Origin of the sequence: Levilactobacillus sp. FUA 3915, from assembly GCF_044053135.1 — a bacterium.
GTDB lineage: Bacteria > Bacillota > Bacilli > Lactobacillales > Lactobacillaceae > Levilactobacillus > Levilactobacillus lanxiensis.
The window spans coordinates 54,048-66,684 of sequence record NZ_CP168704.1; the positions used below are offsets into that span (position 1 = coordinate 54,048).

The 12,637-nt window shown below is 52.6% G+C and carries 8 protein-coding genes; all 8 read right to left on the reverse strand.

What is annotated here, in order from left to right; translation table 11 throughout:
* Nucleotides 1-193: 193 nt before the first annotated feature.
* The 8 genes from ACEPST_RS00685 to mutS all read right to left on the reverse strand — a co-directional run bounded on the left by ACEPST_RS00685 (nucleotide 194) and on the right by mutS (nucleotide 12,611).
* Nucleotides 194-1,552, reverse strand: a complete 1,359-nt coding sequence (locus tag ACEPST_RS00685) for a DEAD/DEAH box helicase (RefSeq protein ID WP_203646099.1) — start codon at nucleotides 1,550-1,552, stop codon at nucleotides 194-196.
* Nucleotides 1,549-2,514: a DHH family phosphoesterase gene (locus ACEPST_RS00690; RefSeq protein WP_125765748.1), complete on the reverse strand. Its 966-nt coding sequence runs from the start codon at nucleotides 2,512-2,514 to the stop codon at nucleotides 1,549-1,551. The genes ACEPST_RS00685 and ACEPST_RS00690 overlap by 4 nt, the downstream gene beginning before the upstream one ends.
* Nucleotides 2,515-2,922: 408 nt before the next feature.
* Nucleotides 2,923-3,984 carry a DNA polymerase IV gene (gene dinB, locus ACEPST_RS00695; RefSeq protein ID WP_239064518.1) on the reverse strand — a complete coding sequence of 354 codons (1,062 nt, stop codon included), beginning with the start codon at nucleotides 3,982-3,984 and terminating at the stop codon, nucleotides 2,923-2,925.
* Between the two features lie 547 nt (nucleotides 3,985-4,531).
* The gene (yajC, locus tag ACEPST_RS00700; protein WP_204121395.1) at nucleotides 4,532-4,981 is read right to left on the reverse strand and encodes a preprotein translocase subunit YajC; all 450 of its coding nucleotides are present in this window, start codon (nucleotides 4,979-4,981) and stop codon (nucleotides 4,532-4,534) included.
* A 154-nt stretch (nucleotides 4,982-5,135) separates the two neighbouring features.
* Nucleotides 5,136-6,158, reverse strand: coding sequence for a Holliday junction branch migration DNA helicase RuvB (gene ruvB, locus ACEPST_RS00705; RefSeq protein ID WP_204121396.1), 1,023 nt, complete (start codon nucleotides 6,156-6,158; stop codon nucleotides 5,136-5,138).
* 21 nt (nucleotides 6,159-6,179) lie between these two features.
* Complete coding sequence (gene ruvA, locus ACEPST_RS00710) at nucleotides 6,180-6,785, reverse strand: Holliday junction branch migration protein RuvA (RefSeq protein WP_204121397.1); 606 nt, start codon at nucleotides 6,783-6,785, stop codon at nucleotides 6,180-6,182.
* A 719-nt stretch (nucleotides 6,786-7,504) separates the two neighbouring features.
* Nucleotides 7,505-9,505, reverse strand: coding sequence for a DNA mismatch repair endonuclease MutL (gene mutL, locus ACEPST_RS00715; RefSeq protein WP_204121398.1), 2,001 nt, complete (start codon nucleotides 9,503-9,505; stop codon nucleotides 7,505-7,507).
* A gap of 400 nt (nucleotides 9,506-9,905) precedes the next feature.
* On the reverse strand, nucleotides 9,906-12,611 hold the full coding sequence (gene mutS, locus ACEPST_RS00720) for a DNA mismatch repair protein MutS (protein WP_204121399.1): 2,706 nt from the start codon (nucleotides 12,609-12,611) through the stop codon (nucleotides 9,906-9,908).
* Nucleotides 12,612-12,637: the final 26 nt, after the last annotated feature.

Below are 12,637 nucleotides of genomic sequence, written 5' to 3' on the forward strand. Positions count from 1 at the left end.
CTTTCACTGGCCATGCTGGCTTACTGCGTTAAACTTGCTCTCGCCAATCTATCCGGAAACTTGCGGCTTCTGAAACGTGCTCCACAGGGCAGGTCCCTGCGCTTAGCAAAAAGAGAGCCCCAAGCCGGCTCTGCCGACTTGAGACTCTCTTCTCGCTAATGCTCAGGACCTAACCGCCCTGTTCCGCACTCTTTTATTGATACCGATCCGACTCGCGCTTCCGCCGCTTGCGTTCATTTCTGGCGCTTTGGCGTTGGGCGATTCGGCGTTCTTGGTCTTTTCTACGGTGAATTTCTTGCTTGATTTGGTGCTTGTAACCTGGCTTGATTTTCTTCTTCTTTTTCATAACGAAACCAATCAAACCTGGATCAAGCTTTTCAGTACTCTTGTTCCGTTGGGTCCGGCGGTTCCGGTCGTAGGAATCGATGATTTCACCGTTGCTGATTCGCTTAGGCTGGAACTTGATGCCCATGGCTTCAATTTCAGCGACCTTGGCTTCTTCATCTGGTGAGTACAACGTGATGGCCGTTCCGTGCATCCCCTGACGACCCGTCCGGCCAACCCGGTGGACGAAGAAGTCTAAGTCTTCTGGAATGTCATCGTTGATGACGTGAGAAACCCCTTCAATATCAATTCCCCGGGCAGCCAAGTCGGTAGCCACAACGAATTGGAATTGGAGGTTCTTGACTTCACGCATGACCCGCTTCCGTTCACGAGGCTTGATGCCCCCATGAATCATAGCGACCTTCATGCCCTGGGCCTGCAAGAAGTCGTGGATTTGTTCGACCCGCGTCTTGGTGTTGGCGAAAATCAGGACCAGGTAAGGTTCACCCATGGTAATCAATTGGTAGATCAATTGGTTACGGTTCTGACCTTTGGTTGAAATCAACCAGTTATCGATCGTATCAGAAATAATCGTATCAGTTGGAATTTCTTCAACGACGGGATGGTTCATGTACTTCTTTAAGAAGGGATTCAATCGTTGCGGAATGGTGGCCGAGAAGACCATCATTTGTAAGTCTTTCGGCATCCGCCCAGCAATCCGGTCGACTTGGTCCAAGAACCCAAGGTCCAGGGTCATGTCGGCTTCATCCACGACAAATTGGCGTGCGGTATGCACATCCAAGGCGTCAGATTGAATCAAGTCCATGACCCGACCGGGCGTCCCGATAACCAATTGGGGTTGGAAGTGCCGCAGTTTCTCAACTTGGCGCTTCTTGTCGGTCCCCCCGACGTAGTTCCCAATCCGAATTTCAAATGGGGATTCAGCGGCTAATTGTTCAGCGGCCGTGTGGATTTGGTAAGCCAGTTCCCGGCTAGGCGTGGTGATCACGGCCTGAACCTGGTTTTCTGACGTTAACTGGTTAAAGATGGGCAGTAAGAACGTATGCGTCTTCCCGCTCCCGGTCTGGGATTGGCCCACGACATCTTTGCCCGAAGCAATCACGGGAATTAATTTTTCCTGGACCTTGGTCGGGGTCGCGAAACCAATCTTTTGCAAGGCCGTCATTAAGTACGGCTGCAAGTTGAATTGTTTAAAATCTGCGGTCATTCATTTTCTCCTTTAGTGTTAGCCACTAACTCATCGAGCTCGTGAATAACTTGGTCAATTTCTGCCTGATCGTGGGCTGTGGCGCCACTGGCCAGGGCGTGACCGCCCCCACCATGGTTCTTAGCCAATTCGTTAATGGAAGGTCCCTTCGAACGCAACCGAATGCGGAAGGTCTTGTCCTTGGCTTCAACGAAGATAGCCCAAGCCACAACGGAAGTGATCTTACCGGGCAATGGCACGACGGCGGACGTGGAGTCACTGGCAGCGAGGCCAAAGGATTCCACGATTTCGTCGGTCAGCTTCAAATAAGCCGCCCCACTAGGCAAAATTTCTAAGTTCTGGTAAACGTAAGCGGACAACCGCGCCATTTCTGGGGAAATTTCATCCTCAGCCTGGTTGACGTCCGTCATTGAGAAGTTGTAAGTCAGTAACTTACTGGCAACGGCAAACGTGTTGGCTGACGTGGCCGGGTACATAAACCGCCCGGTGTCGCCAATGATGCCGGCATAAAGTAGTCGTGCCGCATCGTCAGGCATGGTGAGTGCCGCGGCATTCTTGGCATACCAATCATAAATGATTTCGGACGTGCTGGACGCTTGATCCAACACCCATTGAATGTCGCCAAAGGCATCGTCATTGGGATGATGGTCGATCTTGATGACCGCGGCCCCAGTGGACCACCGTTCATCGTCGACTCGAGGTTGGTTAGCGGTGTCCACAACAATCACTAACGCACCCTGATAAACGCCATCTTCCACGTCTTGGTCGGCTTGGCCCATCCAGTCGAAGCCGGGGTAATGCTTACCCACAGCCAGAACCTTCTTTTCTGGGAAGCTCGCTTGTAAAATGTCCCGTAAAGCCAGTTGAGCCCCGATACAATCGGGATCAGGCCGCTGGTGACGGTGAATAATAATTGTCTGATACTTTTTGATTTCTTCTAAAATGGCAGCTTCAATAGCCATAGGTTCACCCGTTTTCTATCCGATTTTTTCGACCAAGACGCGTCGATACCGCGTTTCAGTATACAAGTTTTAGCGCGCAATTTCAATAAAACTCGGTCCGCGGTGGATCGAACCATCGCCTCCGGGGTGAGAAAAACTGGACCGGAACGCGGTGGGCAGGACGTCCAGAGCCAAAGAGCAGTCTCTGAACTCGCTTTGAACCTCTGAGAAACGAGTTTCAAAGTCGCCATTTCTTAAGGGTTCCCCTTAAGAAATCCCACGGCTGAGTCCATTTTTCCCACCCCTGCGGCTGACATTGGTTGAACCCACGCTGCCGCATTTTATTAATTTTGTTGCTAAGTGTCGTTAGTTATTATTGTTCTGAATTAACTTTTACCTGACGATAACCTCGACTCACTAAATGTTCTCTTAATCATCGCCACCAAACAGTGGCAACTTCACGTTTTCAAAAGTTTGCGCGGCCAGTCCGGTTAGCGTGATGCCCAGCAAGCGGACCTGTTCGTCATCCCCGGCCACGCTGTGGTAGAGGTCCAGGGCTAAGTCGTAATAGATGTTGGCGTCGTTGGCAATGAAGTCCGTTTGGGTCACGCGCTTCGTGATGGTGTTGAACTCGCTGTCCCGTAGCTTGAGGACCAGCGTCTTGCCGTGCCGTTGCTTTTTCTTGACCGTTGTCGCAACCATTTCTGCCAGTCGTTGCAATTGCGATTCCACCTCGCCGACCGACGACAAGGGTGGCCCGTACGTGCGCTCCTTGCCAATCGACTTGCGCTCGCGCAGATACTCGACCGGCCGCTCATCAATGCCGCGCACCCGCTGATACAAAACATAACCGAACTTGCCGAAGTCGTGGATCAATTCCAATTGGGATTTTTGATACAGGTCCGCCCCGGTTTGAATGCCCAGCTCATGCATCTTAGGCACGGTCTTCTTGCCCACGCCCCGGTAACGTTCAATCGGCAACGCCATCAAAAAATCATGGGCGTCCTCCGGCAGAATCACGCTCACCCCGACCGGCTTACGGAAGTCCGAGGCCTCCTTGGCCAGAAACTTACTATAGGAAATCCCGGTCGAACAGGTCAAATGGGTCTTGTCAAAAATCTCCACCTGAATCTCGTGAGCCACCTGAACTGCCGAGCGGATGTGTTTCTTATTCTCCGTGATGTCCAAATAGGCTTCATCAAACGCCACGGTCTCAATTTTATCCGTGTACTCATGAAAAATTTCGTGAATCTGGTCGGAAATTTCGCGGTAATGGGGGAAGTCTGGGGTCTTAAAGGTGGCATGTGGGGCCAGTTTAAACGCCTCGTTGGCATTCATGGCGGAATGCACGCCTAGTTGTCGCGCCACATAATTGGCCGTAGTCACGACACCGCGACCGCCAGTTGTTCGGGGATCCCGGGCAATGATCAGCGCGTGACCCTTGAACTCGGGGTGGTCCCGCTCTTCAATCGACGCGTAAAACGCATCCATGTCGACGTGAATGATTTTTCTTTGCGTGTATTTTTCTGGGACCACAGCCATCCCCTCCTTTCCACGATTCTTCCGGTTAAGCAGTCGTTGTCAGCGCCTCCGGGATGGTGAAAACTGCGCCGGGACGCGGTGGGCGACCGCCCGGAGCCAAGGAACGGTCTCCGGGCTTACTTTGAGCCGAAAGCCCCGTCTCAAAGATATCAGTTACCTAAGTGGCAAACCCGCCCACTAAGGTAACTCCCACGGCTGAGCGCATTTTCACCATCCCTGCAGCTAACGCACGCTTAACCCATATCGCCTGCACCCATCCAGAATCTAACACTATGCACAACTTACGCAATACTTGAGTTGCTTGTTAACCGTCAGCCACAACTGTCTCTTCCCACCATGCCTACCGATTATTAGTATATAAATTATACCCAAACAAACGTTTGTCTTCAATCAAAAACCGTTATCTTTTTCCCGTAGTTTTTCGGCTTTTACTCACCGTTCACTTAAAATTCGGCCAAAAAAAAACGGCCTCTAGGAGACCGAACTTTTTGATGTCTTATTTAGCTGAGTCATCATCAGTTTTTTCAGTAGTTTCGTCACTTGCAGCGGCGTCACTTGCTGGTTCTTCAGTGGCATCTTCAGCGGGTTGGTCCTCGCTGGCTGCTTCACTGGTTGCGTCGTTAGCGGCTGGGGCCGTAACGGCTTGTGGTGCTTGAGACGTTACTTGGGCAATGGCACGCAGGTCAAAGACCAAGTAGATTCCGTCGCAATCCAAGGTAACCGTTTGGTCAGCTTGGTTGATTTCGTCGATCACACCGTGTAACCGGCCAATCGTGATGACGTGGTCGCCCTTTTTAAGTTCGCTCATCATGTCACGATGCTTCTTTTGTTGCTTTTGTTGTGGACGTAACATTAAGAAGTACATCAACCCCAAGAAGACAACTAAGATAATCAACGTTGAGTAACCACCGGCAGCGCCAGCAGCAATATTTAAATTATCAAACACATTTGTTCACCCCTTTATATTCTATCTATTGGACAACTTTACCAGAATACGGGGAATCCGTCCAATTATTTCTAGAAATTCTTTAGACGTTCGGCATTGCCGCGTACTTTCAGAAACGGCTTGTCACCGCGGACGGACGCCATCGGTCAGACGCTTAACCATTTTCCTGTTGTGGGAATTGACGGCCGAGGTGTTCATACCCCGCCGGCGTGACGACCCGTCCCCGGGCTGTGCGTTTCAAATACCCGCGCTGCAGGAGGTAGGGCTCGTACATGGCCGCGACAGTTTCCGTTTCCTCACCGACATTGGCCGCCAGGGTGTTCAACCCGACCGGCCCACCGTTGTAGTAATCAATCATAGTTTCCAACAGCTTGATGTCGGTGGCGTCTAGCCCGGCCGAATCCACTCGCAGTAATTTCAGCGCATGGTTCACGATGGCTAGGTCAATCTCGGTATGATTAGGCGAGACTTCGGCAAAATCCCGAATCCGTTTCAACAAGCGGTTCGCGATTCGGGGCGTTCCCCGCGAGCGTAACGCAATTTCGTGGGCCCCCTCAGTTGCGATGCGCGTGTTAAAAATGTCCGCCGACCGCGTCACAATTTCTTGCAGGTCTTGCGTTTGGTAGTAGGCCATGTGCTCCACGATACCAAACCGGTCCCGCAACGGTGCGGATAACAAGCCGGCCCGGGTCGTGGCCCCAATCAGCGTGAATGGTGGCAACGGGAAGTGCACCGGATGGGCGGTTGGCCCCTGCCCCACCACGATATCAATGTAGAAATCTTCCATCGCGGAGTAGAGCATTTCCTCAACAATTTTCGGCAGCCGGTGAATTTCATCAATGAAGAGAATATCGCCCGGTTGCAGTTCGTTGAGCAAGGCCACCAGGTCGCCCGGCTTTTCAATTGCCGGACCACTGGTCGTGCGGATGTGTACGCCCATTTCGTTGGCAATCACCATCGCCAAGGTCGTCTTCCCTAAACCAGGTGGCCCATACAGCAGCACGTGGTCCAAGGACTCCTCTCGTTGCTTGGCCGCCTGAATGTAGACGGACAATTCGTGTTTGATGGGGTCCTGACCGATATACTGGGTCAGGGTTTGTGGTCGCAATGATTTTTCAATCGAGTCTTCGTTATCATCCGCTGGTTCCGGTGACACGACACGTTCATCATCAGTCATGGGTCAGCCTCCTTTCAAAAACTAGGTCGTCAATAAACGTAAGCCTTCGCTCAGATAATCATTGGTTGAGTCTCCGGCAAATTTCCGCAACTGTGGCGTGATTTTCTTAACGGCAGCGGCCTTGTATCCCAGTGCTGTCAAAGCCGCAATTGCGTCATCCAATTTCGGATTCCCTTCGCCAGTCGTGACAGCTTCCGGTGTGAACAAGGCCCCATCGTCGACTGGTGCCAGGTCATCCAACTTATTCTGCAGGTCCAAGACAATCTGGCCGGCCGTCTTCTTTCCAATTCCGGGGAACTTCGTCAGGAAGCTGATATCGTTGGTCTTAATCGCCAACATCAGCCCTTGATGGTCCGGATTGGCCAGAATCGCCAGTGCACTCTTGGGCCCAATACCGTTAACGTTGATTAATTTTAGGAACAATTGTTTTTCAGCAAAATCTGCGAAACCGTAAAGAGTCTGCGCCGTGTCACTCACCGCCTGGTAGACGTAAATCGTGACCGGTGTGGTGCCAACGGCGTAGCGGTAAGGGTTAGCGGTATTGACCAGATAACCCACCCCGTTAACGTCAACGACCACGTGGTCCGGATAGACCGCCGCAATCTCGCCGTGAAGGTATTCATACATGCCAGTTAGTCTCCTTTGCGCTTGTTTCAGAGTTAACATTCAGCTAGTAAAAATGAAGTCGGGTCGACGCTTCCGTTCCCGACGGCGGGCTCAAACTGCCCTGCTGTGGGGAACGGCTCCAGCCTGAGAAAAATCACTCAGCCAAGACCACCGACACAGCTGGTCAGTTTGGCCCGCCTCTGGTCACTTACATTGGCCGAGACATTTTTACTAGCTCAAAACTGACTGATTGTTAGCCAGCCTCAAGCGTCTTATTCATCTATCTATCTATCTTTAAGAAAACATATGTTTGCTTTTTAAATTGTACCACACTTGGCTCAACTTAGACTATAGATTCTGTTCTGAGTTTTCTGACGCCAAAAAATAGAATCTAGCCCAGCAATAACTGAGCGGTTAGCCGGAGGCAGCCAACTTGAGCACCCCGTGTCAATGGTGTTAGTCGGCGTTTTTGCCGGCTTACAGCATGGGCCACCTTGGCTTTAAACGTATCTTGGGGCAAGCTCAAAAACAAAAGCCAACCGAATAGGTGGTCATTCTGGAGACAGCTAAGATTCACACCTGTGTCGGGGACCTTAGTCGGCGTCTTCAGCCGGCTTAGGTCCCGGGACGACTTTGAGATTGCGCTCTTGGCAAGCTCAAAGCGAGACTGAAGACCGCCTTTTGGCTTCAGTCGGTCCCCACAGGTGTGGACCTTAGCTGCCGGAAGAATTTAAGACCACCTATTCGCCCCAGTCGTCGCCGGAGTGGTGTGGATCCTGGATCCGTTTAAACAGCTTTTCCAAGTCCTGGTCCGTGAAATGAACCAGCACTGGCCGGCCGTGAGGACAGTTGAACGGGTTCTCCGCTGTGGCTAATTTCACCAGTAAAGCGCGCGCCTGTTGGTCGTCCAGGTGGTGATTGGCCTTGATGGCGCGTTTACAGCTCATCATGATAGCCGTCTTTTCCCGGAAGGCCGCCACGGAAATCTTGCCGTCCTTTAAGACCCAGTCAATCATTTCCTTAATGGTATCGGTCTCCTGCCCGGCCTTGAACCAGGTTGGGTGTTCATGCACGATGAAACTGTTGGGGCCAAACGACTCGAGGTTAATACCGACACTGGCTAACGTTTCCAAGTGATTGGTCAGCTCCAAGACGTCCGTCGTCGGGTAATCCAAGACGATGGGTACCAGCAATTTCTGCTCGTCATCGCTGACCTCGCCGATTGCCTGGCGGTAGAACTCGTAGTTCACCCGTTCCTGCGCAGCATGTTGGTCGACTAAATACAGGCCATCATCGGCCTCAGCCAACAGGTACGTGCCGTGGACTTGTCCCAAATAACGTAACTGGGGGAAACGTTGGGCTGGGGGTTCGGGCGCCGTCAAAGAGACTTCGGCCACCGGTTCCTCAGCGGGCGGCGTTGGCCCACCCAGGGGCGCGGCAACCCGTTCCGTTTGATATTTTTCATCAAATTCTTGGACGGCTGGCAATTGGAAATCCTGCTTGTCATGCACGACCACGGGCTCAACCGGGACCTCTTCTGGGGTGGTCAACGGTTGCGGGCCAGCGGCTGGTGTTGAGACTGGTTGTGCCGGTGTAGGTGTCGGTGCTGCACTTTCCGCCGGTTGTGGTGCTGGCTGGGTGTGGCGCGCCGACATATCATACTTGGCCGAGACGTCGTTTAACGCCATGGTCAGTTGATCCGTGGTTGCGGCTTCTCTTTTTTTCGTTGGCATTTCATCGAAGACATCCGGAATCAAATTCTCTCGGGAAAGCCGCTTGAACACGGTGTCCTGAATCAACTGCGTCAGTTCCGGCTCCTCACTGATGCGGACCTCTTGCTTGGTTGGATGCACGTTCACGTCCACCAGTAAGGGGTCCATTTTAATATCCAACACGGCCAGCGGGTAACGGCCGACCATCAGCTTGGATCCGTACCCGGCAATCAAGGCCTTACTCAGCTGAAAATTGTGGATGTACCGGCCATTTAGCAGTAGCGAAATGTACTGCCGACTGGCCCGGGTCAACTCGGGTAGGCTCACGTAACCGCTCACCTGAAAATCCGGGTTCTTGCCGTTGATGGCTACCATTTTCCGGGCGCTCTGAACGCCATAAATGCCGGCAATCACCTGTTGCAGGTCGCCCCGCCCGGCTGTCCGGGTAAGCTCACGACCGTTGTGGACCAGAGAAAACGCCACGTCGGGATAGCTTAAGGCCAGCCGGTTGACGATATCCGTAATCCGGGCCAGCTCGGTGGCGGGTGATTTCAAATACTTCAAGCGTGCCGGCACGTTGCCAAAGAGGTCCTTGACGGTAATCGTGGTCCCCTTGCGAGCGGCCGCGGCAGTGTGTTCCTTGATGATGCCGCCCACGTTGTGAATCAACGTGCCAACACCCCCGGTCGAGGTCGTCATCGTGACATCGGCCACGGAAGCGATACTGGGCAAGGCTTCACCCCGGAACCCCAGGGATTTGATACGAAAGAGGTCCCGCCTGTCGGTAATCTTACTGGTAGCGTGGCGCTTGAAGGCCATCTCGGTATCTTCGTCTGCGATACCATCCCCGTCATCGACCACGGTAATCCGTTGTAACCCGGCCTCTTCGACCGTGATATCAATCTGTTTACTGTGGGCGTCGACCGCGTTTTCTACCAGTTCTTTGACCACGGATGCGGGCCGCTCGACCACTTCACCCGCGGCAATCTGGTCGGCTAAGACCGACGCTAATTCATGAATTTTGGCCATCAACGACCCTTCCTCTCATTCAATACAAATAAAAAATGGTAGATGCATCCGTTCCCGGCGGTGGATTCAAGGTTCCCTGCTGTGGGGCCCGCTTCCAGCCTGAGAAACGGTCTTCCAGCTCGCCTTGAAGCCTGGAAAATAACCAGTCTCCAAGGTCGGCCCGTGCTCTAAGTTGAGAAACACACTCAACTAAGACCACCGACACAGCTGAGAACCTTGATCCACCTCTGGTCACTCACATCGACCACCATTTTTCATTGTCTTACTTTATTATCACGATAATTTGTTTTTAGTTAGCCTAGCGCTACTCGCAAACAATTTTAGGTTATCTCTGCTAAATCTACCACCCAAACGACTCATCGTCCCTTTTAGCCAGCCAACTTAACATCCTCAAAGCTGTTTACTTCTTCGCCAATTTCTGTTGCCATTGGTAAACCTGGTTCATGATGGCCATTGGGGTCATCCCCATCAGGTTCAGGTCGGAAATTTGTGCCAGCACCTTGGCCTGGGCCGGATTTAACTCTGGCTCTTCCGTGAACAACGAAAGCTGTTGATCGGTAGTTGGTTCTGCCGACTCGCTTAGTTCTGGTGTTGGTTCGCTGACAGCCGGTTCCGGCTTGACTGCCTCTGCTGGTTGCGCCTGCACGGGTGTCGTCGGTTCTGGTGCCGTTTGGACCGTTTGAATAGGTGTCTGCGCCGTTTCTGGTGTGGACAGGGGTTGGTCCTCAGCTGACTGTTCCAGGTCCTCTAAGATGACCTCAGCACGGTCTAACAGCTTCGTTGGCATCCCCGCCAATTTGGCCACGTGAATCCCGTAGGACTTGTCCGCGGGACCCGATTGCATTTGGTGTAAGAAGACCAGGTCGCCATCGCGTTCGACAGCGCCCACGTGGACGTTGCGTAACTGCTTCAAGGACTGGTCTAACGCCGTTAACTCGTGGTAGTGGGTTGAGAACAACGTCTTCGCGTGGACCCGGTTGTGAACGTATTCGATAATGGCCTGAGCCAGCGCCATCCCGTCATACGTGGCCGTGCCCCGCCCGATTTCATCGAATAAAATCAGACTGTTGGCGGTCGCTTGGCTCAACGCGTGGTTGGCCTCTTGCATTTCCACCATGAAGGTACTTTGCCCAGAAATCAGGTCATCTGCGGCACCGATTCGGGTGAAAATTTGGTCAAAGATGGGCATCTGGGCGGACTCTGCCGGCACGAAACACCCCATCTGGGCCATAATCACGGTCAGGGCCAGCTGCCGCATGTAGGTACTCTTCCCGGACATGTTCGGCCCGGTAATCAGTAAAATGTTGGTCTGTTCATCCATCATGACATCGTTAGGGACGTATGATTGACGACCCAAAACCTTTTCGACCACGGGATGTCGGCCCTGTTTAATGGCTAAATTATGCCCTTCAATCAACGTTGGCTTGATGAAGTGATAGTCCTCGCTGACGACGGCAAAACTTTGGAGCACGTCTAGACTGGCAATGGCGGCGGCTAATTTCTGTAGCCGGGTGATGGCTAGTTTGACCTGTTCACGCAGATCAACGAACAATTTATATTCCAGCGCAACGGATTTCTCCTCAGCCTCTAAGATCAAGCGTTCCTTATCCTTCAGCTCAGGTGTTGAGAACCGTTCGGCGTTAGCCAGCGTTTGCTTTCGTTCGTACCGGTCGGCTGGCAGCTTGTCCAGGTTGACCTTGGTGACTTCGATGTAGTACCCGAAGACGTGGTTGTAGCCAATCTTCAGGTTATTGATCCCGGTCACTTCACGTTCGTGGGCTTCCATTTCGGCCAACCAGGTCTTCCCGTTACGCATGGCATCCCGGTACTCGTCCAATTGGGCGTTGAACCCATCACGGATCACCCCACCGTCGGAAACGGAGATTGGGGGTTCGGGAACGATGGCCTCACGAATGGCTGCCGCGACATCTTCCACGGGGTCCAGCCCGGCCAGCGTATCATCAAAGACCGGTTCGTCCAGCTCTTCAATCGTGTGCTGGATTTGTGGCACCTGTTCCAAGGACGTTTGCAACTGGATTAAGTCCCGGCCGTTCACGCTCCCGAACGCTACGCGTCCGGCTAGGCGTTCCAGGTCATAGACCTTAACCAATTCTTCCTGCAAATTATTGCGTTCGAAATAATGGTCGAGTAACGCGCCAACCTTGTCCTGCCGTTCTTCAATCTGTTGCCGGTCAATCAGTGGCCGGTCTAACCATTGCTTCAGCAGCCGTCCCCCCATCGCCGTCTTGGTTTGGTCCAAGAGCCACAGCAAGGTCCCAGATTTTTTCTTAGTTCGTAAGTTCTGGGTGATTTCCAGGTTGCTTTGCGAAGAGTGGTCCATCTTCAAAAAGGCGGTTGGCCGGTAAGCCACGGCCCGTTGTAAATGCGCCAGACTACGCTTTTGCGTCACCGTCACGTAGGTCACCAGGACGCCGACAACTTGCTTCAGCAAATCGGTCTGTAGGTCCTGCTCCACGTAACTGAGCTCGGAACTTGATTGAATTTCATCTTGATTAGAAATCATCATGCCGAGCTGCTTCATCCGGGCCTTCAGCTCATCGTCAATCGTAGTATCCACGACGACTTCCTTGGTCTGCAGGCTCATTAATTCATTCATGACGGGGTCGTCGCCACTGATTTCAGCGGCCTTGAGTTCCCCGGTCGACAAATCAGTGTAGGCCAAGCCGTATTGTGACTTGGTGCTCATGGTTAGGGCGGTCAAGTAGTTGTTGCGTTTGGCCCCGGCAGCGCCGGTATCGGTCTGGGTCCCTGGGGTGACCAGTTGAATGACCTCTCGCTTGACCATCCCCTTGGCTAACTTTGGGTCCTCCATTTGTTCACAAACGGCAACCTTGTAGCCCTGATCCACCAAAATGTCGATGTAATTTTGCACGGCCTTGTGCGGTACCCCACACATTGGAATCGGGTTCTTGGCACTGTGACTCCGGGTCGTCAACGTTAGTTCCAGCAATTGCGAACCCTTGACGGCGTCTTCATTGAACATTTCATAAAAGTCCCCGAGCCGGTAGAACAAGAACGCATCGGGATACTGGTCTTTAATCTTTTGGTACTGCACCATCATGGGCGTCGTGTTCGTTTTCGTCATGAAAAATGGTTCATCCTTCCGTTATC